This window comes from Actinoplanes sp. SE50/110 (assembly GCF_900119315.1).
Classification (GTDB): domain Bacteria; phylum Actinomycetota; class Actinomycetes; order Mycobacteriales; family Micromonosporaceae; genus Actinoplanes.
The window spans coordinates 5,998,024-6,023,348 of the sequence record NZ_LT827010.1 but is presented as its reverse complement, the minus strand read 5'-3'; the positions used below and the strand labels follow the sequence as shown (position 1 = coordinate 6,023,348).

Sequence of the window (25,325 nt, the reverse complement as noted above, 5' to 3'; positions counted from 1 at the left end):
CGCGACGCGGCGCACGGTGACGGGGACGGCGGTGCCCTGAGGAAGGACGACGATGGAGCGGACGTACGACGTGATCGTGATCGGCGGCGGCGCGGCCGGCCTGAGCGGGGCCGTGACGCTGGCCCGCTCGAACCGGTCGGTGCTGGTCGTCGACGGCGGTGAGCCGCGCAACGCCCCATCCGGGCACGTGCACAACCTGCTCGGTCGAGAAGGCGTCGCGCCGACCGAGCTGTACGCGGCCGGCCGGGCCGAGGTCGAGGGGTACGGCGGCGAGGTGCGCACCGGCACGGCCGAGCGGGCCGAGCGGGTGGACGGCGGCTTCGTGGTCACCCTGGCCGGGGGCGACCGGGTGGTCGGGCGGCGGCTGCTGGTCACCACCGGGCTGACCGACGAGCTGCCGGACATCCCGGGGCTGGCCGAGCACTGGGGTGGCGACGTGGCGCACTGCCCGTACTGCCACGGCTGGGAGCTGCGCGGCAAACGGATCGGGGTGCTGGTCACCGGGCCGCTCAGCCTGCACGGCGCGCAGCTCTGGCGGCAGCTCACCGACGACGTGGTCTACCTGCTCAACGGCAGCCCGGCCCCGGCGCCCGAGCAGGCCGAGCAGCTCGCCGCGCGGCGTATCCCGGTGGTCGCCGAGGCGGTCGAGGCGGTGCAGAGCGACAGCGGGCGGATCAGCGGTGTGCGGCTCGCGGACGGCCGGGTGATCGGCCTGGAGGCGATCGCGGTCGGCCCGCGGTTGGTCGCCCGGTCGGCGTTCCTGGCGTCGCTCGGCCTCGAAGCGGTGCCGATGGAGCTCAACGGGCACGTGATGGGCATGCGGATCGCGGCCGAGGAGCGCACCGGCGCGACCGCGGTGCCCGGCGTCTGGGTGGCCGGCAACGTCACCGACCTGGGCGCCACCGTCGCGGTCGCGGCGGCCGCCGGGCAGACCGCGGGCGCCATGATCAACCTGGATCTGATCGCGGCGGAGACCCGGGACGCCGTCGCCGAGTACCGCCGCCGGCAGCAGACCATGGTCGAGGCGGACGCCTGGGAGGAGCGGTACCGGGGCAAGGCGGCGATCTGGAGCGGTCAGCCGAACGTGCAGCTGGTCGCCGAGGCGGCCGGGTTGCCGGCCGGGCGGGCGCTCGACGTCGGCTGCGGCGAGGGCGCCGACGCCGTCTGGCTCGCCGAGCGCGGCTGGCAGGTGACCGCCGTCGACATCTCGTCGGTCGCGCTGATCCGGGCGGCCGGGCACGCCGCCGCGGCCGGTCTGGCCGACCGGATCACCTTCCGCCATGCCGACCTGCGCCAGGAACCTCCCGCGGAGGGCTCCTACGACCTGGTCACGGCGCACTACATGCACCTGCCGCGGCCGGATCGCCGGGAGTTGTACGGCCGTCTCGCCGCCGCCGTGGCCCGCGGCGGCACCCTGCTCGTGGTCGGCCACCACCCCGACGACCTGGCCGAGCGGCCCCGCCCGATGCACTTCCCGGAGATGCTGTTCACCGCCCGGGAACTCGCCGCCGAGCTGGACCCCGGCCGCTGGGAGGTGCTCACCACCGCGAAGCGCCCGCGGGCCGGGCAGGACGGGGTGATCCACGACGCGGTGCTGGTCGCGCGCCGTAAACACTGACGTTCACGGGTGCCTTTCGGGCGAAATCGGCCGCATGACACCGCTTGCCTTGCTGCAATGGCTTCATGCGGCCGGATGAAGGTAACGGACAGCCCGGACTCGGCGACGACGCCCGAGCGGCCCTCGCCGCCTGGCGTGACCAGCTCGCCGACACCGGCGCCGCGGACCGGCTGATCGACCTGCCGCGGGCCGGTGCCGACCTGGTCGAGATCACCGGCCCGGGACCGGAGGCGGTCACCGGCCGGCTGCGGGCCGGCCGGGACTGGTCCTTCGGCCCGGGCGGCGGCGACGTGCTCGCCACCGACCTGCCCGCCGACACCCTGCACACGCTGCTGCGGCACCTGCGGCGGCACGCCCACCAGGAGACTCTCGACCACGGCGAGGACACCCTGCACCTGGCCACCGGGCTGCTGCACTGGACCGACCGGGCCGGCGCCGGGCACGCCAGCCCGATCCTGCTCACCGCGGTCGAGCTGGTCGCGCTCGGCCCCGGCGACGTGCCCCGGCTGCGCGCCGCGACCGGCGACCCGGTGCTCAACCCGGCACTCGCCGCCCGCCTGCGCGAGCACCGCGTCGAGCTCACCGCCGACCTCGGCGCGCTGCGTGAACGGATCACCGGCCGCAACGGCTGGCGGATCGTCGACACGGTGGTGCTGGCCCGCTTCGACCTGGCCGCCGAGGCGGTCCGGCAGGACCTCGCCGAGCACGAAGACCTGATCCTGGCCCACCCGGTGGTGCGGGCGCTGGCCGCCGAGGACGGCGACTTCGCGTTTCCCCCGGCCACCGGCGAACACCTCGAAGGGGACGAGCCGCCGCTGCTGCTGGACGCCGACGCGGACCAGCGGGCGTGTGTCGCCGCGGCCCTGGCCGGGCACAGCTTCGTGATCGACGGCCCGCCCGGAACCGGCAAGTCGCAGACCGTGGCGAACATGATCGGGGCGCTCACGCACGCCGGGAAACGGGTGCTGTTCGTCGCCGAGACGGCCTCCGCCCTCGACGTGGTGCAGCACCGGCTGGCCGCCGCCGGGCTCGGCAACTACCTGCTCGACCTGCACGGGCAGCGGGCCGGGCGCAAGCAGGTGGCCGCCGCGCTCGCGGCGGCCCTGGAAGCCGTGCCGCTGCCACCGCCGGGAATGGACGAAACGGATCGCCGGACCCTCGCGGCGCGGCGGGAGCAGCTCACGTCGTACGCCCAAGCAGTCAATGAGCCGCGCGAACCGCTCGGGCTCAGCCTGCATCAGGTGGCCGGGCGCCACGCGCTGCTCTCCGGCGTGCCGGAGAGCCCGGCGCCGGGGCTGCAACCGCTGGCGCTGACCGAGACCGCGCTGGACCGGGTGCTGGCCGCCGCGGAGCAGCTCAGCGGCGCCTGGCGGCCGGCCACCGAGCGCAGCGGATTCCGCTGGCGCGAGGTGATCGAGAAGGAGCCGCTCGACGGCGCGCTGCACGAGGCGCAGGTCGCGCTGGAGGCGCTGACCGAGGCCACCGAGGCGTTCGGGCCGCTGGCCGCCGCGTTCCACGTGCGGCTCCCGGTCGACGCGGAGGAGCTGGCCCGGCTCGTCGCGCATGCCGCGACCCGCCCCGCCGAGGTGCCCGACCACTGGCTCACCGCGGTCGCCCTGCGTCCGATCAGGGAGGCGGCGGACACCCTGGCCCGGCTGACCGCCACCGCCCGGGAGGCGGCGGAACAGGCCCGCGAACGCACCGGGCTCAGCGCCGCCCAGCTCGCCGAGCAGGAGGTCGCCGAGCTGCCGGAGCAGCCCACCCTGAACCCGCCGGCGGTCGGCCTGGCATCGCTGACCGCGGCCACCGCGAAGTCGCTGGCCGGCCGGTTCGCCGCGGACGCCGACGAGCTGGAACACCAGCAGCGCACCCTGGACCGGGTCACCGGGCGGCTGGGGCTGCCCGACGTGGTCACCTTCTCCGACGTCGAACTGGTCACCCTGGTGGCCGAACTGGGGGCCCGGCCGGACAAGCCGGAGCCGGCCTGGTTCTCCCCGGGTGCGCAGGCCGGGGTGCACGCCGCGGCCGGGGCGCTGCGGCGGCACGTCGAAGCGGTGGCCGAGGCCCGCAACCGGGCCCGGCAGTACTTCACCGACGCGGTGCTGGGCGAGCCGGTCGAGGAGCTCGCCGAACGGTTCGCGACGGTGCACCGCGGGGTGCGCAAACTGCTGGCCGCGCACCGGTGGGACCGGGAGACGGTGACGGCGCTCGCCGAGCCGGGGGTCAGCGCCGACGACGCGGTGGCGAACCTGCCGCTCGCGGTGGCGTGGCGGCGCGCCAACGAGGGGCTGCTCGCGGCGGAACGGCAGAACGCGGCCCTGCTCGGGCGGTACTGGCAGCGGCTGGACACCGACTTCCTGGCGATCGGCCGGGCCCTGGAGACGGTGAGCGAAGTGCTGCGGGTGACGCCACCCGAGGCGCTGGACGCGGTGATCGCCTTCGTCTGCCACCGGGGTGGCGACGGTGAGCTGCTGCGGGTCGTGACCGAGGCGCGGGACGTGTTCCGGCACTGGCGGGCCACGCCCGAGGTGGCGCAGCGGCCCGAGCTGGGGCAGCGGTCGGTGGGTGCGGCGGTGGCGTGGCTCCGCGCCCAGGTCGGGCCGCTCGGGGTGGCCGCCGGGGTGTTGGAGCAGCTCAGCAAGGTGACCGGGCGCGAGCTGGACCTGGGGTCGGCCGAGGAGATCGTGGCGGCCCGGACCTCGGTGGTGTCCGCCTCCCGCGCCGTGACGGAGGCGCTGCCCGGGTTGCGCGCCCTGCTCGGCGATGTCGATCTCGGCTCGGTGGACCGTGGGCTCGCCTGGGCGGCCGCGGCGCGGACTCTGCGGAGCGGGGCCGACGCGGCGCTGACCGCGGAGCAGGCGGCGGCCCTGCGGCTGGACGGCGAGAACCCGGACCTGTCGGTGTTCATCGAGGTGTGGCAGGAGGCCCGGCAGCGGATCATCGATGCCTTCGGGCCGGCCCGGCAGGTGCGCCTCGGCACCGCCCTCGACCGCTACGAGACCGCCCGTGACCTGCTGCGCGATCTCCGCGAGGACGACACCGGACAGCGCGAGTGGTTCCAGTATCTGGCCGCCCGCGAGGTGCTCGCCGAACACGGCCTGGACAGCGCCATCGACCACTGCGCCGACCACGGCGTCGAGGTCGGCAAACTCCGGCCGGTGCTCGAGCGGACCGTGTACCGGGCCTGGGCCGACGCGGTCATCGCCGAGGATGAACGGCTGCAGCCGCTGACCTCGGTGGAGCGCAACGAGCTGGTCGAGGAGTTCCGCCGGCTCGACGCCGACCTGATGCCGGATGCCGCCGGGACGATCATCGAAGCGCTCAACGCGCGCCGGCCGGCGATCACCCCGGACGGCGCGCCCGCGCTGATCCGCGCGCAGGAAGGCCGCCTGCCGGTGCGCGAGCTGCTGGACCGCACCTGGGAAGCGGCCGTCGCGCTGAAACCGTGCTTCGTCATGCCGCCCGCCGCGGTCAGCCGGTACCTGCCCGCCGATCAGCGCTTCGACGTGGTGATCATCGACGAGGCGTCGCGGATGACCCCGGGCGCCGCGGTGGCCTGCGCGTACCGCGGCAGGTCACTGATCGTGATCGGTGACGACTGCCAGCTGCCACCGGCCAACGGCCAGCCGTCGGTGCTGGTGGCCGCCAACGACTGCGGGGCGTTCACCCGGCTGGCGCTGACCCGGCACTACCGCAGCCGGCACGAGACGCTGATCAGCTTTGCGAACGAGGCCTTCTATCAGGGACGACTCGTCACCTATCCGAGCGCCCACCCGGTCGGCGACGACCTCGGGCTGGCGCTGCTGCCGGCGGTGGACGCGCCGGTGGAGGCCGCGCTGGTGGCCGAGCGGGTGGCGCACCACTTCACCACCCGCCCCACGCTGTCACTGGGCGTGGTCACCCTGACGCCCGGGCACGCCGACGCGGTGGCCGACGCGGTGGAGACCGTGCTCGGCGAGCGGCCGGACCTGGAGCGGTTCCTCGGCGAGGATCCGCTGACCGGGTTCTTCGTCAAGCCGGCCGACGCGGTGCAGGGCGACGAGCGGGACGTGATCATCCTGGCCACCGGGCCGGACCTGGCGGCCGCCGGAGGACCGGTGGGCGCGCGCAAGCTGAACGTGGCGATCACCCGGGCCCGGCAGCGCGTCGAGGTGGTCACCTCGGTTTCCGAGCGGCGACGCGAGGAGCCGGCGGACGAGGGGGAGCGCCGGCTCGCGGACTATCTGGCGCCGACCGCGGCACCGGCCGCCGCCACCACCGCCATCTCCGACATCGCCGAATACGTCGCCTCGCTGATCGAAGGCTGGGGGTTCGCGGTCACCCGCCGGGCCGGCGCCGGTCACTGCCGCATCGACATCGGCGTACGCCATTCCACTCTCGACGCGTACGCCCTGGGCGTGCAGTGCGACGGACCCGAATACGCCGGCACCCCGGCCCGCGACCGGGACCGGCTGCGTGAACAGGTGCTGCACGCCCTCGGCTGGCACCTGCACCGGGTGTGGAGCGTCGCCTGGTACCACGACCGCGCCGAGGAGGAGGCCCGGCTGCGCGCCGCCATCGAGAACGCCCTGGCCGTCCCCGACGTCTTCGCCGAACCCGACCTGGAACTGGTCACCCGCCCGGCTCAACCGCCCGAATGGGCGCTGCCGTACCAGCACGCCCAGCTCGAGCCGCTGCCCCCGGCCGCCCGGGTCAACGACCAGGTCGTCCGTACCCTGCTGGAACGCACCGTCGAGACGATCGCCGAGGTGGAGGGTCCGGTCCACATCGCCGTGCTCACCCGGCGCATCCGCGAGGGGTGGGGCATCAACCGGATCACCCAGCCGATCCGCCAGGCCATCGAAGCGGCCATCGCGTCGTCCACGGTAGGTTTCGACGGCACCTTCATCACAGCGGCCGTCGCCCCGATACCCGCCGTCCGGGTCCCGGGCGACGGGGTGGCCCGCAAACCCGAACAGGTCGCCGAGTCGGAGCTGCAGCTGGCGCTGGAATACCTGGTCCTCGACGCCGGGCTGGTGGAAAGCGACGACCTGCTGGCCGCGGCGGCCCGCCTGTTCGGCTGGCCGGCCAACAAGACCGGCTCGGCCCGGCTCGCCGCGATGCTCGACGACCTGGTGGCGGGCGGGCGGCTGATCGCCCACCGCAACGGCCTGATCGCCGCCCCGGAGAACGACCTGCTCGACCTCCCGGATCCGGCCACCCTTCCGCACCGCCCGGACGCCGCGACCGTGGACCTGGAGACGGAGGCCGCCGGCCGCAGCTAGGCCCCCGGACGGTGTCATCCCGGTGGAATGCTCGGCATAATCGCCGGGTGACACCACCGCAAGATCCCCGGGGGTCCGTGCCGGCTCCGCAGCCACCGTTCCGGTGGAAGACGTGGCACAAGGTCACCATCGGCGTGGTCGGTGCGACCACGCTGCTCGGCTGCGGGACGGCGATCGTCACGCTCATCCCGGGGAGACCGGAGAGGACGGTCGCCGCCGGCGCGACCACCCTGCCCGTGGTGACCGCGGCCACCACGGCGGCCACGGCGTCCCCGTCCGCGCCGGTCCCGCCCGGGCCGGCGTCGAAGGCCGGACCCTCCCCGACCGCCCTGCGGACCTCACCACCGGTCTCCTACGCCGACTGCGATGCGGTGATCGCGGCGGGCGCCGCGCCGATCCGCACCGGCCAGCCCGGCTTCCGGAAGGCCTTCGACACCGACGGCGACGGGGTGGGCTGCGAACCCGCCGACGGCGTCCCGGCGACCCCGTCCCGCGAACCCGGCCCCACCGACGACGGCGGGCTCGACCCGCGCTTCCCGAACTGCGCCAAGGCCAGAGCCGCCGGGTACGGCCCGTACCACCGCGGCACCGACCCCGAATACGACTGGTACAAAGATCACGACAAGGACGGCGTGGCCTGCGACTAGGCGACGATCACCGCCGGGGCGCCGCGGGGACGGCGGGACCGGTCAGCGGACGGGGACACCCCGGCCGGGCTCGCGGTGCGGGGACACCGTGCGGTGCCGGATGCGCCAGCCGTGCCCGGTCCGGACGAGGTGATCCGCGTAGGTGAAGCTGGCGACCCGGCCGTCCTCGCCCACGGTCATCCCCTTCGACCAGGCACGGGCACCGTCGCCGTCGGCGCGGACGATGATGTTGGTGACGTGCATGGCGAGCGTGCTGCCCGGCCCGCGTCGCCGGGCGACCTCGATGTAGGTCGCCAGGCTCGGCCGGGATGCCGGTCCGGTGCGGACCGGTTCATAACCGAGGGCGCTGACGTCCACCTGCAGGTCCGCGGTGAACACCAGGTCGAAGCGGTCGTAGTCGCCGGCGTCGCACAGGTGACCGTGCAGCGCGAGCACTTCGTGGATCTCCAGGCGGTCCTCGGCGGTCAGGCTCATCGGCTACTCCCCAGGCATCGACGATCGGCGACAGCCGAGGCTAGCCGACGGTGACCGCCCGGGTGACCGTCGGCTGGTCGTCGCCCGGGTGGACCGCGTCGCTGTACAGCAGGCGGATGACCTCGGTGTCCAGCGCCGAGTACTTCTGCGGGGTGGCCGAGTATCTGTTGTAGAAGACGCTGTCCGGATACTTACCGGAGCTGTTGGCCAGACCCATCGCTCCGGTCAGCTCCTCGCGGATCAGATGGCAGCGGACGGTCCGGCTGATCCCGGTCGAGCGGATCAGCACGGTGGCGCGGGTGATCACGTTCTGGCCGGACCAGTGCATGTAGAAGAATCCGTCGTTGCCGGCGACGTAGCTCGGCTCGAGGGACCGGAACCGGGAGACCGGCGCGAAGTGCATCTCGATGTCGGCCGGCCCGGAGGCCAGTGCCAGATCGGACGTCCCGGACAGGGCGTTGAAGTCGGTGATCACCCGGTTCAGGCAGGTCCGGCTCGCCGCGTCGCCGCCGTGGACCCCGATGGTGACCGTGGGGTGGGTCCACTTGACCACGGCGTGGGCGTCGGTGCCGTACCTGGCGCTGAGCGCGACGGTGAAGAAGTAGGCGAGCCCCGCCTTGCTGATCTTCGGCTTTGCCGGCGGCGGGGTGGGTGCGGCGATGACCGGGGGCACCGGGACGACGCTGGATGACGGGGGCGTGACGGCGGTGTGGGCGGCCGGCGAGCCACACGCGGCGAGGCCCAGCAGTGCCACCGATGCCAGGGGCAACCTCCGACCCATGATGCCGCTCCCCCCACCGTCGTGTGTGCCGGGCGAGATCGTACCGGCGGAGCGGTTGCCCGGGATCGACGTGGGGGTGACGCCTTTTCTGACGCACCGCGGAATGGGAAACCTCCGGGGGTTGTGAGTCGGCTCACCCGGTCGTAGGGTTACCGGCGAGTTAAGTTCCCGTCACGCTCGAAGGGTCCTGTTGTGGAGTTCTGGCTCGATCTCAACGAGGAACAAACGGATCTGCGCGACTGGGTCCACGGCTTCGCCGAGCAGGTCATCCGGCCGGCCGCGGCCGAGTGGGACGAGCGCGAACAGACGCCCTGGCCGGTGCTGCAGGAGGCGGCCAAGATCGGGCTGTACGGGTTCGAGTTCCTGATCAACACGTGGGCCGACAACACCGGGCTGTCGCTGCCGATCGCGAACGAGGAGCTGTTCTGGGGTGACGGCGGGATCGGGATGGCGATCTCCGGGACCTCGCTGGCGGTGGCCGCGATCTACGGCTCCGGGACGCCCGAGCAGCTCGTCGAGTGGGTGCCGCAGTGCTTCGGGGACGCCGACGAGCCGAAGGTGGCGGCGTTCTGCTCGACCGAGCCGGAGGCCGGCTCCGACGTGGCGTCGATGCGGACCCGGGCGGTCTACCACGAGGCGACCGACGAGTGGGTGATCACCGGTCAGAAGGCGTATGCGACCAATGGCGGCATCGCCAACGTGCATGTGGTCACCGCGAGTGTCGACCCGGCGCTCGGCTCCAAGGGGCAGGCCGCGTTCGTCGTGCCGCCCGGGACGGCCGGCCTGGTCGGCACGAAGAAGCTGAAGAAGCTCGGCCTGCGCGCCTCGCACACCGCCGACGTGTTCCTCGACGACGTGCGGATCCCGGGCAGCTGCCTGCTCGGCGGCAAGGAGGCGCTCGACGAGCGGCTGGCCAAAGCCCGCTCCGGCGTCAAGCGCAGCGGACAGGCCGCGATGCGGACCTTCGAGCTCTCCCGCCCCGCGGTCGGCGCCCAGGCGATCGGCATCGCCCGCGGCGCGTACGAGTACGCGCTGGAGTACGCGAAGAACCGGGTCGCCTTCGGCCGGCCGATCATCGAGAACCAGGCGATCGCGTTCGCTCTCGCCGACATGAAGATGGAGATCGACGCGGCGCGGCTGCTGGTCTGGCGGGCCGCCTGGATGGGGCGCAACGACAAGCCGTTCACCGCCGGTGAGGGCTCGATGTCGAAGCTCAAGGCCGGCGAGGTGGCGGTCGCGGTCACCGAGAAGGCCGTGCAGATCCTCGGCGGCGCCGGTTACCTGCGCGAGCACCCGGTGGAGCGGATGTTCCGGGACGCCAAGATCTACACGATCTTCGAGGGCACCTCAGAGATCCAGCGCCTGGTCATCTCCCGGGCGATCTCCGGCATGCAGATCCGCTGACGGGGACCACGAAGCTGACGGGATCACGACATGGACGCGCTTTTCGTCGGTGCCACGATGCTGCGGCGCGGACTGCTGAACCCGGGCAACCCGATCCGGATCGTCCAGCAGTTCGCGGCACTCGGCCGGTGGGGCTTCGGGCTCGCCGGTGAGCTCCGGCAGGCGGCCGCCCGCAGCCCGCGGCGGATCGCGGTGATCGACGATCAGCGGACATTGACGTACGCCCAATTGCTGAACCGCGCCGAAAAGCTGGCCCGCGGCCTGCCGGTGGCCCCGGGGGAGCGGGTCGGGATTCTGTGCCGCAACTCGGCGCGGATGATCGAGGCGCTGATCGGCGTGACCAGCGTCGGCGCCGACCCGGTGCTGATGAATACCGGTCTGTCGGCCCACCAGATGGTGACCGTCGCCAAGGACCAGGGTCTGCGGGCGCTGCACTTCGACGACGAGTTCGCGCCGACGGTCGCCCTGGTCGAGGGCGTGGAGAAGATCAGCGAGGAACGCTTCGAGGAACTGATCGCCGGTGCTCCGGCAGGATCGGGAACGGTCCCGCCGGAGCGCCCCGGGCGAACGATCGTGCTCACCTCCGGCACCACGGGTGTGCCGAAAGGCGCGCGGCGCCCCACGCCGGGCGGATTCCGGCCGCTCTGTTCGGTGATCGACCGGATTCCGCTGCGCGCCGAGGACCGCGTGATGATCGCCGCGCCGCTCTTCCACACCTGGGGCTATGCCGGGCTGCAGATCGCGCTGGCGCTGCGGGCGACGGTGGTGCTGCGCCGCAGATTCGAGCCGGCCGCGATCGTGCACGACCTGGTGCGGCACGCCTGCACCGGCATGATCGCCGTGCCGGTCATGGTGCAGCAGCTGATGGAGCTGGCCGAGCCGCCGGCCAAGCCCGGCCTGCGGGTGGTGGCGATCAGCGGCTCGGCGCTGCCCGGCGGCCTGGCCACCCGGTTCATGGACCGGTACGGCGACGTCCTCTACAACCTCTACGGCTCGACGGAGGCCTCCTGGGCGTCGATCGCCACCCCGGAGGACCTGCGCTTCGCGCCCGACACCGCAGGAAGACCCCCCTACGGTACGAAGGTGGCAGTGCTCGACGAGCACGGCGACCCGGTGCCGCGCGGTGCGGTCGGCCGCCTGTTCGTCGGCAACGAGATGCTCTTCGAGGGCTACACGAACGGCGCCGCGAAACTGATGCGCGACGGCCTGCTCGCCACCGGCGACCTGGGCCATGTCGACGCCACCGGCCGCGTCTATGTGGACGGCCGGGAGGACGACATGATCGTCTCCGGCGGGGAGAACGTGTACCCCGCCGAGGTCGAGGGCCTGCTCGCCGACCTGCCCCAGGTGCGCGAGGTCGCGGTGATCGGCGTGCCCGACGACGAATACGGTCAGCGGCTCGCCGCCTACCTGGTGCTCCGCGACGGCGAGACCCTCGACCCGGAAGCGGTCCGCGAGCACGTCCGCCACCACCGCGCCCGATTCAGCGTCCCCCGCGACGTGACCTTCCTGGACGCGCTGCCCCGCAACGCCACCGGCAAGGTGGTCACCCGGGACCTGCCGCGCTAGCTCCAGCGCAGGACGCCGTGGTGCGGCTGGGTCGCCACCATGGTGATCAGGATGATGAAGTCGGCGATGCCGAGCAGCACCGCGGCGGTCGCGGCCGTCCGCCCCCACCGCCCGGGCGTGCCGCGACGCAGCGCGGTCAGCCCCAGCGCGAACGCCAGCACGCCGAAGAAGACACTGAACAGGAACAGCCCGGCCGCCCCGAACGCGACCGCCGCCCCGGTCCGCCCATCGACCGGCACCACGGCCAACTCGTCCCGCGGCTGCACCGCGAGCTCACCCGGCGACCCGGCCGCCACCCCCACCGGCCGCCGCCGCCGGACCACGTGCCCGTGCGTGATCACCAGCGAGATCGCGCCGGCCAGCACCCCCAGCACCAGGAACACCCACGGGTGCCCGCTGAGCGTCACCGGCCCGGCCGCCAGCACCCACACGATCAGTCCCGCCGCGAAAAGCATGGAGCAACCTCCCTCGATAGCGGCCTCCTTACCCCACCTTCCCGGCGGCCATGCGTCGCCGCGGCCAGGTGGCGCGCAGCTCTGCGTCAGATGGTGAGATCCCGCCGTCGGTCCGGGGCCTCGGGCGAGCCGGCGGCGGGGATCGTCTGTGGACTCTCCTATTGAATCGATGGGAGATAAATACTATGGTCGCGGCATGCTCTCATCGAAGACTTTCGGTCGGCGGGCGGTGCTGGCCGCCGCAGCCGGTGCGGGCGCCGCCGTGGTGCTGGCGCCGTCGGCGGAGGCGGCCGGCGCGGCCGACGGGCGGAACGACACGCTGCTCGACTGGTACGACCTGACCGCCACCACCATCGGCGTCGTCACCGGGCCGCAGCAGGTCACCAACAGCCGAACCTGGGCGATCGCCTGGATCGCCGCCTGGCGCGCGGTGTCCATGGTGCGCGGCGGGGCCGACGCCGAACTCGCCCTGGCCGCCGCCGTCCACGAAACCCTGATCACCACCAACCCGGCCGCGACCGCCGCACTGGATGCCGCGCTGGCGGCGACCCTGGCCCGGCTGAGCGTCCGGCACCCGGATCGGGTCGTCGCCGCCGGGGCGGACGCGGCCCGCGCGGTGCTCGCCGAGCGGGCCGGCGACGGGCTCGACCCGGCATCGGTCAACCGGCCGTACCCGCCGCCGGCCGCGGCACCGGGGGTGTGGCAGCCGACGCCGCCGGCGTTCGCCTCGCCGGTGCAGTCCGGTCAGGGGGACGGCCGGCCGTTCCTGGTGCGCATTGTGGAGCCGCTGCAGCCGGGGCCGCCGCCGGACCTGGACAGCGACATCTTCCTGCGGGATCTCGCCGAGTCCCGGGCGGTCGGCGCGGTGGACAGCACGGTGCGGACCGCGGAGCAGACCGCGGTGGCCCGGTTCTGGTCGCAGTCGTCGCTGAACGGGTTCACCGGGGCGCTGCGGACGACGCTCGCACCCGGCGGGTCGCATGCCGGCCGGCGGCGGCCGCTGCGGGAGCGGGTCGGTCTGATCGCCCTGTTCCACGCGGCGACGATCGATGCGCAGATCACGACGTACCAGGCTAAATATCGGTTCCTGCGCTGGCGGCCGGTGACGGCGATCCGGACCGGGTCGGTGGACCCCGACCCGGACTGGACGCCGCTGCTCGCCACCCCGGCGCACCCCGAGTATCCGTCCGGTCACACCACCTACGCCGGGGCGGCGCAGGCCGTGCTCGACACCCTCGCCGGTCCGCCGCGGGCCGCGTTCACCCTGACCAGCGCGGTGGCGACGGACGTGACGCGGACCTATCGCCGCTGGTCGGAGCTGACCCGGGACAACATCGACGCCCGCGTCTGGGAGGGCGTGCACTTCCGCAACACCGACGAGACGGGTGCGGCGGTCGGCCGCCGCGCGGCGCTCGCCGGGCTGGCCCGCTGGCACGGCCGGCCGATCTGAAAGCCGCTTCCGGTTGACGGCGTGCCGGGCCGGCAGGATGGCCCGGATGCGACTGTCGATCGTGGAGGACGAGCGGGAGCTCGCCGAGTCGCTGCGTCGTGGGCTCACCGCCGAGGGTTACCCGGTGGATGTGGCCCACGACGGCAGCACCGGGCTCGAGTTCGCGATGACACACGCCTACCAGGTAGACCCGGGACCGGCTCGCCGACGCGGTCGAGCGGCAGCGCCGGTTCGTCGCCGACGCCGCGCACCAACTCCGCAGCCCGCTCGCCGGCCCGCGCACACGGTCGAGGTCGCACCCGCCGACGGCGACACCGCCGACCGTGCCCACCATTTCCACCCGATCGCGGTGAGCGACCCGCTGCGGTCGGCGCCGGACGGCTACCTGCTGATCGCCCGGAGCGTCGGTGTCACGGTGGATCACCGGTGAGCGTGTCCCAGGCGGCCATCGCGCAGGTGATCACGGATTCCAGGTCGTCCCGGGTGGCGCCGTCCCGGGCCTGGATCGACAGCCCCTGGACCACGGTCGCGTAGTAGCGGGCCATGCCGTCGAGGACAGCGGCCGGCACGTTGTCGGCGAGCCGCGCGCGGATCAGCTCCCGCTGGCCGCGGCGTCCGGCCGCGAGAAACTCGCGGATCGCGTGGTTTTCCACCGCGCCGGTCGGGGCGGCCAGCACCAGCATGCAGTAGTGCGGTGTGTCCGGCCCGGTGACCTGGTCGGCGGTGGCGCGCAGCATCTCGTGGATCGCCGTCCGGGCATCCGGGTGCTCGCGCAGCGCCCGCCGCGGCGGCTCGCCGTGGATCTTGCCGTAGCGGGTCATCACCTGGCGGAACAGGTTCTCCTTGGTGCCGAAGCACGCATGGATGCTGGCCGAGGCGATCCCCATGGCCTGTGCGAGGTCGCTGAGTGAGGTGCCCTCGTAGCCGTGTTCCCAGAACACGTCGAGCGCCTGGCGCAGGGCGGTGTCCGGGTCGAAGGTGCGCGGTCTGCCGCGGTTCGCCATGGGCATACGCCTCCGGCCTCGGGTGGGGTAATTTGTTGGTCGGTCGACAAACAATTATAGGGAGCCGAGCGTGCGAGCACTTCAGCAGACCTCATTGACCGGCCCCGAGGGCCTCCGCCTGATCGCCGACGCGCCGATCCCGAGCCCCGGCCCGGGCGAGTTGTTGATCAAGGTGTCCGCCGCGGGGATCAACTTCGTGGATTGCTCGTACGCCCGCGGCACCTTCGCCGGTGGACCCGCAGTGCCCTACGTGGCCGGCATCGAGGCCGCCGGTGCGGTGGTCGCCCTCGGTCCCGGCGTGACCGGCCCGCCGCCCGGGACACTCGTCGTCGGCGTGCACACCGGCGGCGGCGCCTTCGCCGAATTCATGCTGCTGCCCGCCGCCGCGGCGGTGCCGGTCCCGCCCGGCTGGGCCGCCGAGCAGGCGCTCGGCCTGCTGGTGAACTGGCCCACCGCGCTGGCCGCGCTGAAACCCCTGGGCGGCCTCACCGCGGGCCAGACCGTGCTGATCCACGCCGCCGCGGGCGGCACCGGGCAGGCCGCGGTCCGGATGGCCAAACACTACGGCGCGACCGTGCTCGCCACCGCCTCGCCGGGCAAGCACGACGTGGTCCGCGAGCTGGGCGCCGACCACGTCCTGGACTCGCGCGGCACCGATCTGGCCGCCGAGGTGCTGCGGCTGACCGGCGGCGTCGACCTGGTGCTCGAGTCGGCCGGCGGTGCCACCCTGGAGGCCAGCCTGGCCGCGGCGAAGCGGGTCACCGGGCGGGTCGTCGTCTACGGGCTGGCCGGGGGAACGGCCACGATCAGCAACTGGGACCTGGTCTACCGGCACCAGGTGCATCTGATCGGCCTGAACATCGGCATCCTGATCCAGGCCGCGCCACAGCTCTTCGGTGAGGTGATGGGCGAGCTGTTCACGCTGATCGGGGCCGGGGTGCTCGCCCCCGGCCGGCCGGTCCTGCACGACCTCGCCGACGGCCCGACGGTGCTCGCCGAGCTGGAGGCCCGGTCGACGGTCGGCAAACAGGCGCTGCGTCTCTAGAGCTGTTCCCAGCGCTGTCGTCGCTCGTCGAGGGTCTGCTCCCACCACGGGGTGCCGCGCTCGCCGAGCGCGACCTTCGCGGCGTGCACCCGGGCGCGGGCCGGGGCCGGGTCCTCGCCGGCGCGCAGGGCCGTGCCGACGTCGCGCCGCGCGGCCATCAGCGCCTTGCGCAGCTCGGCGGCCACCTCCTCGGGGATCGCCGGGTCGGTGGCCCGCCAGCGGCGGCCCTTGATGACGACATAGTGGTCGCTCACGGTCACCCAGCCTATCCGCCGACCCCCGGCGTCACCCGAGCTCGGTCACGGTCACCCAGCCTGTCCGCCGACCCCCGGCGTCACCCGAGCTCGGTCACGGTCACGGTCACCCAGCCTGTCCGCCGGGCCGCGGCGTCACCCGAACTCGATCTCCACCAGCGGGCTGCCGGCGATCCAGCTTTCCAGGCTGCCACCCCCGCCGAGCCCCGGCACGATGTCGCCGAACACCCGCGCCCGCTCCCGCGCGTCGGTCACCGGCCGCCCGCGGGCCGGCACGTCCAGGCCCGCCAGGTGCAGGGTGAACGCGGGCTGGGCGAGAAGGTTCGCATACCAGTCCCGCGACCCGGGGCTGCCGGTCAGCCAGTAGCGGCCGGCCGCCCGGTATCGCCACGTCTCGATCCGGCGGGGCGTGCCGCTGCGCCGCCCGATCGTCGTGATCTCCACGGTCTGCTGCCCGTCCAGCAGCCGCCGCACCTCATCGGTCACCGTCATGCCGTCATCCTGCGACCTCAACCCGGCTTCACCTCAAGGCGGCGGACCATGCCGAGGCGCGGAATCGCCGGCGGCGGCGGACCGGGCGATCCGGGACGGACATGCCGACGCAGCGCGGTGGCGAGCCGGCGTGGGTTCCGGCGCAGGAGGTGCCGACGCAGCGCGGTGGCGAGCCGGCGTGGGTTCCGGCGCAGGAGGTGCCGACGCAGCGCGGTGGCGAGCCGGCGTGGGTTCCGGCGCAGGAGGTGCCGGGGTACCCGGCGTGTGCCGCGATGCGCGGCCGCGGCCCTCCTCGGGCAGAGCCGACCGGAGCTAGCCGCCGGTGATCGTGCCGGTCAGGTGGGTACGCTTCGAGACCACCGCGAAATCCCAGTCGTCGCCGGTGAGGGTGGCGGTGAAGCGGACCGTGGACGGCAGCAGGATCGGTTGTCTGAAGGACACTTCGACGGTGTACGCGTCGGGGAGGCGACCTTCCAGGGCGGCCAGGCAGCGGGCCTTGGTCCACATCCCGTGCGCGATCTGCCGGGAGAATCCGAAAAGCCGGGCGCCCAGGCGCGACGTGTGGATGGGGTTGCGATCGCCGGAGACCGCGGCGTAATCCGTCCCGACCCGGGTCGGCAGCCGCCAGACCGCCCCACCGGATGAACCGGAGACATCCGGCTTCGGGAACCGGGTCGCTGCGCCGCCGAGCGGAGCGTTCCCCGACCCGCGGGCGGAGCCGCCGCCGGCGTTGCGACCGGTGCCGGTGCCGGTGCCGGTGTCACGAGCACCGCCGCCGGCCGACGTGATCCGCAGGTAGGTCGAGACGTCCTCCCAGACCACCTCATCGTCCACCGAAGCCGTCGCCACCATGTCGAACTGCCGCCCCCGCGGATGATCCCGCAGATCCACCGCCCGTACCCGCAGATCCAGCCGGGCCCCCGCGTCGATCGGCGCCCGCACCGTGATCCGGTTCGACACGTGCACCAGCCCGATCATCGGCAGCGGAAAGTCCCCGTCCGACATCAGCCGCATCGCCAGCGGAAACGCCAGCACATGCGGGTACGTCGCCGGCAGCGTGTCGCCGAGCCGCAGCCCGCACACCCGGTCGTACCGCGCCAGATGCGCCCGGTCCACGCTCACCCCGCGGTGCACCAGCTCCACGTCGGGCAGCGCCGACCCGCCCCGGCGCAGCATGCCGAGCGCGGCCTTGGCGTACGCCGCGCTCGTTCCCGGCCCCTCGGTCAACTCCACGACCGCCACCATCGGTCAGGCCCCCAGCAGACTCTGGCCGCAGACCCGCACCACGTTCCCGGTGATCGCCGCCGACCCGGGGGAGGCGAACCAGGCGATCGTCTCGGCCACGTCGACCGGCAGGCCGCCCTGCGACATGCTGTTCAGCCGGCGGCCGGCCTCACGCAGCCCGATCGGCATCTTCGCGGTCATCGCGGTCTCGATGAAGCCGGGCGCCACCGCGTTGATCGTGATGTCCTTCCCGGCGAGCAGCGGCGCGGTCGACTGGACCAGTCCGATCACGCCGGCCTTGCTGGTCGCGTAGTTGGTCTGCCCGCGGTTGCCGGCGATCCCGGCGATCGAGGCGACGCCGACGATCCGGCCGCCCGGCTTGATCAGGTCGCGTTCCAGCAGCAGGTCGTTGACGCGTTCCGGGGCGGTCAGGTTGACCCCGATCACCGAGTCCCAGCGGCTCTCGTCCATCCGCGCGATCGTCTTGTCCCGGGTGATCCCGGCGTTGTGCACCAGGATGTCGACGCCGCCGTGCGGGCCGGCCGCGAGGTATCCGGCGAGCCGCGCCGGCGCGTCCTCGGCGGTCAGGTCGAGTTGCAGCGCCCGGCCGCGCGCCCGGTTCGCCACGTCGGCCAGCGCGTCGCCGGCGCCGGGCACGTCCAGCGCGATCACCTCGGCGCCGTCGCGGGCCAGGGTCGCCGCGATCGATGCGCCGATGCCTCGGGCCGCGCCGGTGACCAGGGCGAGTTTGCCGGTCAGTGGCTTGTCCCAGTCGGCGGGGGTCGGGGCTGCGGTCGCGCCGATCCGGATGACCTGGCCGGACACGTAGGCGGATTTCCCGCTGAGCAGGAAGCGCAGGGTGGACTCGACCGACTGCTCGCCCCCGGGTGCCACGTAGACCAGCTGGCTGGTGCTGCCCCGGCCGAATTCCTTGCCGATGCTGCGGGTCAGACCCTCCAGGCTCCGCTGCGCGGTCGCCTCTTTCGGGTCCGCGGCGGCTTCCGGTGGCGTGCCCAGCACGATGACCCGGCCGCTCGGGGTCAGGCTGCGGGCGTACGGGTGGAAGTAGTCGAAGAGCGCCCGGAGCCCCGCCGAGGTGGTGATGCCGGTCGCGTCGAAGATCAGGGCGGCGTGTTTCGCCCCGTCCGCGCCCTCGGTGACCACCTGCACCCCGGCGTCCTGCAGCAGTTTGCCGACCGGGTCGGCGAGTCGTCCGCCGGGCGCGGCGCCGAGCAGCACCGGAGCGGACGCCACCGGGTCGCCCGGGCGGTACCGTCGCAGGCGGGGCGGGTCGGGCAAGCCGAGACGCTTGACCACGGCCCGGCCGAGACCGGAGTTGGCGAAGTTCGCGTACCTGTCAGCCATGCGAGTACCCTACCGGTCAGTAGCTTTGCCGTCGTCGATGTCGTGGATAGATCTGTGGAGGATTCCGTGCCGACCGTGCGCCGTGTCGCCGTCCTGGGCGGTAACCGTATCCCGTTCGCCCGGTCGAACAGCAGGTATGCCGCCGCTTCGAACCAGGACATGCTGACCGCCGCGTTGGACGGCCTGGTCGCCCGGTTCGGTCTGGCCGGCGAGCGGCTCGGTGAGGTGGTGGCCGGCGCCGTGCTCAAGCACTCCCGCGACTTCAACCTGACCCGCGAGGTGGTGCTGGGCTCGCGGCTCGACCCGCACACCCCGGCCTACGACATCCAGCAGGCCTGCGGCACCGGGCTGGAGGCGGCCATCCTGGTCGCCAACAAGATCGCGCTGGGCCAGATCGACGTCGGCGTGGCCGGTGGCGTGGACACCACCTCGGACGCGCCGCTGCAGGTGAACGAGGACATGCGGCAGGCGCTGCTGGAGCTGAACCGGGCGCGGACGCTGGGCGCGCGGCTGAAGGCGGTCGCCAAGCTGCGCCCGCAGCACGCGCTGCAGCCGGAGATCCCGCGCAACTCCGAGCCCCGCACCGGCCTGTCGATGGGCGAGCACGCTGCGATCACCGCGGCGAGGTGGAACGTGTCGCGCGAGGATCAGGACGCGCTCGCGCTGACCTCGCATCAGCGCCTGGCCGCCGCGTACGACAGTCGGTTCTTCGACGATCTGATGACCCCCTACCTGGGGCTGACCCGCGACCAGAATCTGCGGGCCGACAGCAGCCTGGAGAAACTCGCGAAGCTGAAGCCGGTGTACGGCAAGGAGAACGCGACGATGACGGCGGGCAACTCGACCCCGCTGACCGACGGCGCGTCGACCGTGCTGCTGGCCTCGCAGGAGTGGGCCGCCGCGCACTCACTGCCGGTCCTGGCGTATTTCGCGGACTGCGAGACGGCGGCGGTCGACTACGTGCACGGCGACGAGGGGCTGCTGATGGCCCCGGCGTACGCGGTGCCGCGGATGCTCGCCCGCAACGGCCTCACCCTGCAGGACTTCGACTACTACGAGATCCACGAGGCGTTCGCGTCGCAGGTGCTGTCCACCCTGGCGGCCTGGGAGTCGCCGGAGTTCTGCAAGGCGAAGCTCGGCCTGGACGCGCCGCTCGGGTCGATCGACCGGGCCAAGCTCAACGTCAACGGCTCCTCACTGGCGGCCGGCCACCCGTTCGCGGCGACCGGCGGCCGGATCGTCGCCACCCTGGCCAAGCTGCTCAGCCGACGGGGCGCCGGCCGCGGCCTGATCTCCATCTGCGCGGCCGGTGGCCAGGGCGTCGTCGCCATCCTGGAGCGCTGAGCCGACCCGCCACGCACGCTGACGCCTGGTCCACGGCAGATCCGGACACCCGCCGGCACGTGATCGCTGCACGTGCCGCGCGGGGTGGGGCGCCGCGGCCGGATCAGCGCTCAGCGGCCATCCGGGTACGGGCTGACGACGGCCGGCCGGGTCGCCGCCGGCGGGGCCGAGTCGCGGACGTTCTTCTGGACGGCGACGACGGCGAACAGGCTCATCGCGAAAGCGAGGCCGTAGAAGCCGCGCTCGCTCAACGCCAGACCGCTGTTCCACAGTCCGATCGTCATCATCACGATGGAGAGGCCGACGATGATGCCGGCGACGCCCAGATAGAGGTTCGTCACCGGCACGCCCTCGGCCCGGTCGCGGACCGACTTCTGCAGGGAGAGAGCACCGAACAGGCCCAGCAGGAGCGTCGCGGCGTAGAAGCCGACCTCGCTCTTGGTCATGTGCGAGTTCCACAGGCCGACGGCGAACGACGCGATGCCGAGCCCGAGGGCGACCCAGGACGCGCCGACGAACGCTGCGGTCGGCTTCTGCGGAACGGACGGCGGCTGGTACGACACTATGGCTCTCCGGTAGTCGGATCGGGAGGTGCGGATCGCCATCGTCTTCGGCTTCGCCGGCCGGCACCTGAGCGTCGTGACCCGTTTGTCGCAGGCCGCCGACCGTTCGTCCGCGGGTTCCCGCCCGACTGTCGCGACCGGCCGGCTAACAGCGCAGCCGGCGGGCCTCGCGCTCCGGATCGTCGGCCGTGGTGGCCGCCGGGGCCGGCTCGTCGCAGTTCAGGATGCCGTCGGTCAGCACGGCGCTCCAGGTGATCACGGTGCCGTCGGTGGTGGTGCCGCCGCAGGTGTAGTGGAAGGGCACGTCCAGGGTGCGCAGCCACTCGTAGGCGACGAAGCGGCCGGTGCGGTCCATGCTGAACGACTCGCCGGTGGCCGGGTGGTACACCTCGCCGTAGGGGGCCAGCGGATGGTCCTCCCCGTACCGGCCGGCAAGCTCCCGGTAGATCTGCTCGGCCGGCGCCGTCGCCGCGGTCCGCACCGCGGCGGTCCGGGTGTTGATCTGGTCGTACGGGTCGGTGAACACCACGTCCCTGGCAAGCCCCTTCTCGACCGGGGTGACGCCGGTGAGCAGTTTGCCGGTGACCGCCTTGGCGAACACGGTCTGCCCGCCGGTGCACACGGCCGGCGCGGGCGCCGCGGCCGGGTGTGCCCGGCCGGTGGTGCAGCCGGCCAGCAGGAGCAGCGCGACGAGGGAAAGGGGCCGCCGGGTCATGTGTCGATCATGACGGCCCCCGCGACCTTCCGGTATCAGGCCGCCGTGCAGGTGGCCGTGCCCGAAGGGGCCGACCCGGTGCCCTGGAAGCCGAAGCTGGTGCCGGCTCCGGCGGCGACGCCGAGTTGATGTGCGACGGGAAGCCGACGCAGTCGATCGGCACTCCGCGCGCCAGGAAGCCCTTGACCATGGTGTAGACGGCGGTGTTCACCACGTCCCAGGCGTAGATCCGGCCCAGGTAGTGGGTGGCCACGGTGGTGATGTGGTTGACCATCGCGCTGCGCAGCGCCGACCCGCTCAGCGACGACACCCCGCCGGGCTGCTGCTGGTGCCAGGCCAGCGCGTGGCCGCGCATCCGCTGCCCGTTCGCCGTGCCCGGGCCACGATGGCGTCCCCGCCCGCGTAGCGGAACGAGTTCTGCGACGGCTCGGTGGCACGGGTTGTCGGTGGCTGTCCGCCGGGCCGGTCCCCGGGTGCGGTAGGTTGCCGCGCATGCAGACTGGTGTGCAGGCGGCCGTCCCGGTGCTGTACGTGCGGAGCATCGAGTCCGCTCGCCGGTTCTACGCGCTGTTCGGCTACGGCGAGTCGAGAGCGGGCGGCGACGGTGCCGCGCGCTGGTCGTATCTGCAGTGTGGTGAGCACACGCTGCTGCTGGCCGGGGTCCAGCCGCCGCTCATCCAGGTCGAGCTGCCGCTGCTGATCTACCTGTACGTCACGGATCTGGCCGCGGTGCGTGACCGGCTGGACGAGGCCGGTCACGAGTACGAGATGGCCGGGTATCCGGAGCACGCGCCCGGCGGCGAGCTGCGCACCCGCGACCCCGACGGCAACGTGGTGCTCGTCGGCCAGCGCACGGCGATCGCCGCCGACGCCCGGGTCGAGACCACCGGGCCGCAGGCGCGGTTCTCGCTGATCCGGCAGGCGGCCGAGGCGGTCAGCCGGCGCGGCGGGGCGCCGGCCTCCTGCCAGATCGGGGCCGCGGACGGCAGTGCATGCCCGAAGCCGGCCGAGGTCAAGCTGGCGGACACCTGGGGTGCGACGGTCTGGGGCTGCCTGAGTCACGTCGACGAGGCGTTGATCAACGCGCGCGGGACGTTCATCGCCACGGAGGACGGCCAGGGGCTCGGACCCTGGCTCAGCCACCGCTCACGACGACCCTGACATCGGCGAGGCGCCGACCCCCGTCCGGCTGCCAGGCGGTGCCGCCGGTCGGGCCGGCGGCCAAGCGGTGGCCGCCGGTCGGGCCGGTGGCCAAGCGGTGCCGCCGGTCCCGCCGTGCCCAAGCGGGTCGCTAGGTGGCTAGGCGTAGCGCCTCCGCGACGGCGGCCGCGGCCGCGGCCGCGTCCTCCCCCTCGGCGTGCACGGTCACCGTCGCCCCCGCGGTCACGCCCAGCGACATCAGTTTCAGGGCGCTGCGCGCGCTCGCCGACCGGGCCCCGTGCCGGATCTCGACGGCGGCCGGGAAGCGGGCCGCCGCCCGGACCACCTCGCCGGCCGGTCGGGCGTGCAGCGCCGCCGGCAGGACCACCTCGAGCTCAGAACTTGGCGACATCGCGAGCCTCCCGTGCCGCCTCGGCCACCGCCGCCGGCCCGGCTCCGGTCGACGCGGTGACCGCCGCCGCCATCGCCCCCTCCACGAACGGCGCGTCGACCAGCAGCGGGCCCGGCGTGTCGGCGAGGACCGCCCGGGCGGTCAGCACCGCGCTACCCAGGTCGGCCAGGATGACCACGCCCGCTCCGGTGTCGGCGGCCGCGATCGCCGCGCTCAGCCGGTCGGGGCTGGTGCCCAGGTCGCCGTCGTCGGTGCCGGCGGCCGGCTCGATCCGGACCTCGTCGCCGGCGACCTGGCGCAGCAGGTCGCGCAGGCCTGACGCCAACTGCTCGGAGTGCGAAACCAGCACGATTCCCACGAGCCCCATGGATCTCGACTCTAGACCGCGCGAGGATGCAGTGGGTGCACGGAGAACAGCGGAGAGGAGCCGGTCGTGAAGAAATTCATCAACGATCCTGCCGATGTGGTGGCCGAAGCCCTCAGGGGGCTGGCCGCCGCCCACCCGGAGTTGCGGGTGGACACCGGGGAGCAGTACATCGCACGGGCCGACGCGCCGCGGGCCGGCAAGGTGGGCCTGGTCTCCGGCGGCGGTTCCGGGCACGAGCCGCTGCACGGCGGGTTCGTCGGACCGGGCATGTTGGACGCGGCCTGCCCCGGTGAGGTCTTCACCTCGCCGGTGCCCGACCAGATCCTGGCGGCCACCAAGGCCGTCGACGGTGGCGCCGGGGTGGTGCACGTGGTGAAGAACTACACCGGTGACGTGATGAATTTCCAGCTCGCCGCGGAGCTCGCCACCGAAGAGGGGATCAGCGTCGAGACGGTGCTGGTCGACGACGACGTCGCGGTCGAGGATTCGACATGGACGGCGGGCCGCCGGGGCACCGGCGCGACGCTGCTGGTGGAGAAGATCGCCGGCGCGCGCGCCGAGGAGGGCGGCAAGCTCGGCGAGGTCGCCGCGATCGGGCGCGAGGTCAACGCTGCCTCCGGCTCTTTCGCGTACGCGTTGACCGCCGGCACCACGCCCGCCGCCGGCCGCCCCGGCTTCGACCTGCCGGCCGACGAGATCGAGGCGGGTGTCGGCATCCACGGCGAGCCGGGCCGCCGCCGGGAGAAGCTGCGCCCGGCCAAGGACCTGGTGCACGCCGCGCTGGACGCGATCCTGGACGCCAAACAGTTTCCCGGCCCGGTGATCGTGCTGGTCAACGGCCTCGGCGGCACCCCGCTGATCGAGCTGTACCTGATCTACGGCGAGGTCGCCGCGGTCCTGGAGCAGCGCGGCGTGCCGATCGCCCGCAAGCTCGTCGGCAACTATGTGACCAGCCTCGACATGGCCGGCATGTCGCTCACCCTGTGCCAGGCCACCGACGAGATGCTCCGCCTCTGGGACGCCCCGGTGCGCACCCCCGGCCTGCGCTGGGGTGCCTGAGCATGGATGCGACGCTCGCCCGGGACTGGATGCGCGCCGCGGCCGCCGCGGTGGCGGCCGAGACCGACCGGCTGACCCGGCTGGATTCCGCGATCGGCGACGGCGATCACGGCGTCAACCTGAACCGGGGTTTCGCCGCCGTGGTGGCGGCTCTCGACGCCGGCGCGGAGGACACCCCGGCGGCCGTGCTGACCAGGGCCGGGACCACGCTGATGGCGCGGGTGGGCGGCGCCTCCGGCCCGCTCTACGGCAGCGCGCTGCGGGCCGCCGGCAAGGCGTTGCCGGACACCGCCGCGGTCGAGGCCACCGACCTGGTCGCCGCCCTGCACGCCGGGCTGGAGGCGGTCCGCAGGCTCGGCGGTGCCGCGCCCGGGGACAAGACCATGATCGACGCGTACGCGCCGGCTCTGGCGGTCTTCGAGCGGTCCGTCGCCGGGGGAGCGGACCTCGCCGGGGCGTCCGCCGAGGCCGCCGAGGCCGCTGCGGCGGGAGCGGCCGCCACCGTGCCGTTGCGGGCCCGCAAGGGCCGCGCCTCCTACCTGGGTGAGCGCAGCATCGGCCATCAGGACCCGGGCGCTACCTCGACCAGCCTCATTTTTCAAGCACTGGCCGCGGTTTCTTAGGTGGAAGGCAGTTCTGCCGATTCAGCGGGTGTTGAATACTGCTGAAAGAGGTAACG

General features: G+C 73.4%; 24 protein-coding genes and 1 pseudogene. 12 read left to right on the top strand and 13 right to left on the bottom strand.

Going from position 1 to position 25,325, the window contains the following annotated elements; genetic code table 11:
* Nucleotides 1-52 precede the first annotated feature (52 nt).
* From ACSP50_RS26985 to ACSP50_RS26975, 3 genes are all read left to right on the top strand, one after another.
* A complete protein-coding gene (locus ACSP50_RS26985) occupies nt 53-1,618 on the top strand; it encodes a methyltransferase domain-containing protein (protein WP_014692471.1) in 1,566 nt (521 codons plus the stop codon).
* Nucleotides 1,619-1,683: 65 nt separating this feature from the next.
* Nucleotides 1,684-6,882 carry a DUF3320 domain-containing protein gene (locus ACSP50_RS26980; RefSeq protein ID WP_014692470.1) on the top strand — a complete coding sequence of 1,733 codons (5,199 nt, stop codon included), beginning with the start codon at nt 1,684-1,686 and terminating at the stop codon, nt 6,880-6,882.
* A gap of 47 nt (nt 6,883-6,929) precedes the next feature.
* A complete protein-coding gene (locus ACSP50_RS26975; RefSeq protein WP_155123633.1) occupies nt 6,930-7,529 on the top strand; it encodes an excalibur calcium-binding domain-containing protein in 600 nt (199 codons plus the stop codon).
* A gap of 42 nt (nt 7,530-7,571) precedes the next feature.
* On the opposite strand, the gene ACSP50_RS26970 is transcribed toward ACSP50_RS26975, so the two are convergent.
* A complete protein-coding gene (locus ACSP50_RS26970) occupies nt 7,572-8,003 on the bottom strand; it encodes a nuclear transport factor 2 family protein (RefSeq protein WP_014692468.1) in 432 nt (143 codons plus the stop codon).
* A 40-nt stretch (nt 8,004-8,043) separates the two neighbouring features.
* The gene (locus tag ACSP50_RS26965; RefSeq protein WP_014692467.1) at nt 8,044-8,784 is read right to left on the bottom strand and encodes a DUF2927 domain-containing protein; all 741 of its coding nucleotides are present in this window, start codon (nt 8,782-8,784) and stop codon (nt 8,044-8,046) included.
* 192 nt (nt 8,785-8,976) lie between these two features.
* On the opposite strand from ACSP50_RS26965, the gene ACSP50_RS26960 reads away from it, so the two are divergent.
* Nucleotides 8,977-10,188 (top strand): acyl-CoA dehydrogenase family protein, encoded by a 1,212-nt coding sequence (locus ACSP50_RS26960; protein WP_014692466.1) that lies wholly within the window; start codon nt 8,977-8,979, stop codon nt 10,186-10,188.
* A gap of 30 nt (nt 10,189-10,218) precedes the next feature.
* Nucleotides 10,219-11,757 carry an AMP-binding protein gene (locus ACSP50_RS26955; RefSeq protein WP_014692465.1) on the top strand — a complete coding sequence of 513 codons (1,539 nt, stop codon included), beginning with the start codon at nt 10,219-10,221 and terminating at the stop codon, nt 11,755-11,757.
* On the opposite strand, the gene ACSP50_RS26950 is transcribed toward ACSP50_RS26955, so the two are convergent.
* Complete coding sequence (locus ACSP50_RS26950; protein WP_014692464.1) at nt 11,754-12,212, bottom strand: hypothetical protein; 459 nt, start codon at nt 12,210-12,212, stop codon at nt 11,754-11,756. The two genes, ACSP50_RS26955 and ACSP50_RS26950, sit on opposite strands and share 4 nt — an antisense overlap.
* Before the next feature lie 196 nt (nt 12,213-12,408).
* Here ACSP50_RS26950 and ACSP50_RS26945 point away from each other — a divergent pair, with 196 nt between their 5' ends.
* Both ACSP50_RS26945 and ACSP50_RS45155 read left to right on the top strand, forming a co-directional pair.
* Nucleotides 12,409-13,662: a vanadium-dependent haloperoxidase gene (locus ACSP50_RS26945; protein WP_014692463.1), complete on the top strand. Its 1,254-nt coding sequence runs from the start codon at nt 12,409-12,411 to the stop codon at nt 13,660-13,662.
* Nucleotides 13,663-13,708: 46 nt separating this feature from the next.
* Nucleotides 13,709-14,092, top strand: coding sequence for a response regulator (locus ACSP50_RS45155; RefSeq protein WP_014692462.1), 384 nt, complete (start codon nt 13,709-13,711; stop codon nt 14,090-14,092).
* Here the strand turns inward: ACSP50_RS45155 and ACSP50_RS26935 are convergent.
* Nucleotides 14,073-14,666 (bottom strand): TetR/AcrR family transcriptional regulator, encoded by a 594-nt coding sequence (locus ACSP50_RS26935; RefSeq protein WP_014692461.1) that lies wholly within the window; start codon nt 14,664-14,666, stop codon nt 14,073-14,075. The genes ACSP50_RS45155 and ACSP50_RS26935 overlap by 20 nt on opposite strands.
* A 70-nt stretch (nt 14,667-14,736) precedes the next feature.
* Here ACSP50_RS26935 and ACSP50_RS26930 point away from each other — a divergent pair, with 70 nt between their 5' ends.
* Complete coding sequence (locus tag ACSP50_RS26930) at nt 14,737-15,711, top strand: zinc-binding dehydrogenase (protein WP_014692460.1); 975 nt, start codon at nt 14,737-14,739, stop codon at nt 15,709-15,711.
* On the opposite strand, the gene ACSP50_RS26925 is transcribed toward ACSP50_RS26930, so the two are convergent.
* The 4 genes from ACSP50_RS26925 to ACSP50_RS26910 all read right to left on the bottom strand — a co-directional run bounded on the left by ACSP50_RS26925 (nt 15,708) and on the right by ACSP50_RS26910 (nt 19,046).
* On the bottom strand, nt 15,708-15,965 hold the full coding sequence (locus tag ACSP50_RS26925) for a hypothetical protein (RefSeq protein WP_231956723.1): 258 nt from the start codon (nt 15,963-15,965) through the stop codon (nt 15,708-15,710). The genes ACSP50_RS26930 and ACSP50_RS26925 overlap by 4 nt on opposite strands.
* 135 nt (nt 15,966-16,100) lie before the next feature.
* Nucleotides 16,101-16,457, bottom strand: coding sequence for a nitroreductase/quinone reductase family protein (locus ACSP50_RS26920; RefSeq protein WP_014692458.1), 357 nt, complete (start codon nt 16,455-16,457; stop codon nt 16,101-16,103).
* A gap of 312 nt (nt 16,458-16,769) precedes the next feature.
* On the bottom strand, nt 16,770-17,702 hold the full coding sequence (locus ACSP50_RS26915; RefSeq protein ID WP_014692457.1) for a MaoC/PaaZ C-terminal domain-containing protein: 933 nt from the start codon (nt 17,700-17,702) through the stop codon (nt 16,770-16,772).
* A 3-nt stretch (nt 17,703-17,705) separates the two neighbouring features.
* Nucleotides 17,706-19,046, bottom strand: a complete 1,341-nt coding sequence (locus ACSP50_RS26910; protein WP_014692456.1) for a 3-oxoacyl-ACP reductase — start codon at nt 19,044-19,046, stop codon at nt 17,706-17,708.
* Between the two features lie 66 nt (nt 19,047-19,112).
* On the opposite strand from ACSP50_RS26910, the gene ACSP50_RS26905 reads away from it, so the two are divergent.
* On the top strand, nt 19,113-20,390 hold the full coding sequence (locus ACSP50_RS26905) for an acetyl-CoA C-acetyltransferase (RefSeq protein ID WP_014692455.1): 1,278 nt from the start codon (nt 19,113-19,115) through the stop codon (nt 20,388-20,390).
* Between the two features lie 110 nt (nt 20,391-20,500).
* Here ACSP50_RS26905 and yiaA read toward each other — a convergent pair whose 3' ends face one another.
* The 3 genes and pseudogenes from yiaA to ACSP50_RS26890 form a co-directional block, all read right to left on the bottom strand.
* Complete coding sequence (gene yiaA, locus ACSP50_RS26900) at nt 20,501-20,953, bottom strand: inner membrane protein YiaA (RefSeq protein ID WP_043512262.1); 453 nt, start codon at nt 20,951-20,953, stop codon at nt 20,501-20,503.
* Between the two features lie 145 nt (nt 20,954-21,098).
* Nucleotides 21,099-21,668: a hypothetical protein gene (locus tag ACSP50_RS26895; RefSeq protein WP_014692453.1), complete on the bottom strand. Its 570-nt coding sequence runs from the start codon at nt 21,666-21,668 to the stop codon at nt 21,099-21,101.
* A gap of 112 nt (nt 21,669-21,780) precedes the next feature.
* A pseudogene (locus tag ACSP50_RS26890) lies at nt 21,781-22,103 on the bottom strand (endo-1,4-beta-xylanase); the annotation flags it as partial.
* 57 nt (nt 22,104-22,160) lie between these two features.
* Here ACSP50_RS26890 and ACSP50_RS26885 point away from each other — a divergent pair.
* Nucleotides 22,161-22,829: a VOC family protein gene (locus tag ACSP50_RS26885; protein ID WP_014692451.1), complete on the top strand. Its 669-nt coding sequence runs from the start codon at nt 22,161-22,163 to the stop codon at nt 22,827-22,829.
* A gap of 130 nt (nt 22,830-22,959) precedes the next feature.
* On the opposite strand, the gene ACSP50_RS26880 is transcribed toward ACSP50_RS26885, so the two are convergent.
* Both ACSP50_RS26880 and dhaM read right to left on the bottom strand, forming a co-directional pair.
* Nucleotides 22,960-23,220 (bottom strand): HPr family phosphocarrier protein, encoded by a 261-nt coding sequence (locus ACSP50_RS26880; RefSeq protein WP_014692450.1) that lies wholly within the window; start codon nt 23,218-23,220, stop codon nt 22,960-22,962.
* Nucleotides 23,204-23,587: a dihydroxyacetone kinase phosphoryl donor subunit DhaM gene (gene dhaM / locus ACSP50_RS26875; protein WP_014692449.1), complete on the bottom strand. Its 384-nt coding sequence runs from the start codon at nt 23,585-23,587 to the stop codon at nt 23,204-23,206. Before dhaM ends, ACSP50_RS26880 begins: the two co-directional genes overlap by 17 nt.
* Before the next feature lie 66 nt (nt 23,588-23,653).
* Between dhaM and dhaK the strand changes: the two genes are divergently transcribed.
* Nucleotides 23,654-24,646 (top strand): dihydroxyacetone kinase subunit DhaK, encoded by a 993-nt coding sequence (dhaK, locus tag ACSP50_RS26870; protein WP_014692448.1) that lies wholly within the window; start codon nt 23,654-23,656, stop codon nt 24,644-24,646.
* Nucleotides 24,647-24,648: 2 nt separating this feature from the next.
* Nucleotides 24,649-25,269 (top strand): dihydroxyacetone kinase subunit DhaL, encoded by a 621-nt coding sequence (gene dhaL, locus ACSP50_RS26865; protein ID WP_014692447.1) that lies wholly within the window; start codon nt 24,649-24,651, stop codon nt 25,267-25,269.
* Nucleotides 25,270-25,325: the final 56 nt, after the last annotated feature.

Coding starts and splice junctions, on each gene's coding strand:
- ACSP50_RS26985 (WP_014692471.1), top strand. CDS start 53: ATGGAGCGGACGTACGACGTGATCGTGATCGGCGGCGGCGCGGCCGGC.
- ACSP50_RS26980 (WP_014692470.1), top strand. CDS start 1,684: ATGCGGCCGGATGAAGGTAACGGACAGCCCGGACTCGGCGACGACGCC.
- ACSP50_RS26970 (WP_014692468.1), bottom strand. CDS start 8,003: ATGAGCCTGACCGCCGAGGACCGCCTGGAGATCCACGAAGTGCTCGCG.
- ACSP50_RS26965 (WP_014692467.1), bottom strand. CDS start 8,784: ATGGGTCGGAGGTTGCCCCTGGCATCGGTGGCACTGCTGGGCCTCGCC.
- ACSP50_RS26955 (WP_014692465.1), top strand. CDS start 10,219: ATGGACGCGCTTTTCGTCGGTGCCACGATGCTGCGGCGCGGACTGCTG.
- ACSP50_RS26950 (WP_014692464.1), bottom strand. CDS start 12,212: ATGCTTTTCGCGGCGGGACTGATCGTGTGGGTGCTGGCGGCCGGGCCG.
- ACSP50_RS26945 (WP_014692463.1), top strand. CDS start 12,409: ATGCTCTCATCGAAGACTTTCGGTCGGCGGGCGGTGCTGGCCGCCGCA.
- ACSP50_RS45155 (WP_014692462.1), top strand. CDS start 13,709: ATGCGACTGTCGATCGTGGAGGACGAGCGGGAGCTCGCCGAGTCGCTG.
- ACSP50_RS26935 (WP_014692461.1), bottom strand. CDS start 14,666: ATGGCGAACCGCGGCAGACCGCGCACCTTCGACCCGGACACCGCCCTG.
- ACSP50_RS26920 (WP_014692458.1), bottom strand. CDS start 16,457: ATGACGGTGACCGATGAGGTGCGGCGGCTGCTGGACGGGCAGCAGACC.
- ACSP50_RS26915 (WP_014692457.1), bottom strand. CDS start 17,702: ATGGTGGCGGTCGTGGAGTTGACCGAGGGGCCGGGAACGAGCGCGGCG.
- ACSP50_RS26910 (WP_014692456.1), bottom strand. CDS start 19,046: ATGGCTGACAGGTACGCGAACTTCGCCAACTCCGGTCTCGGCCGGGCC.
- ACSP50_RS26895 (WP_014692453.1), bottom strand. CDS start 21,668: ATGACCCGGCGGCCCCTTTCCCTCGTCGCGCTGCTCCTGCTGGCCGGC.
- ACSP50_RS26885 (WP_014692451.1), top strand. CDS start 22,161: ATGCAGACTGGTGTGCAGGCGGCCGTCCCGGTGCTGTACGTGCGGAGC.
- ACSP50_RS26880 (WP_014692450.1), bottom strand. CDS start 23,220: ATGTCGCCAAGTTCTGAGCTCGAGGTGGTCCTGCCGGCGGCGCTGCAC.
- dhaM (WP_014692449.1), bottom strand. CDS start 23,587: ATGGGGCTCGTGGGAATCGTGCTGGTTTCGCACTCCGAGCAGTTGGCG.
- dhaL (WP_014692447.1), top strand. CDS start 24,649: ATGGATGCGACGCTCGCCCGGGACTGGATGCGCGCCGCGGCCGCCGCG.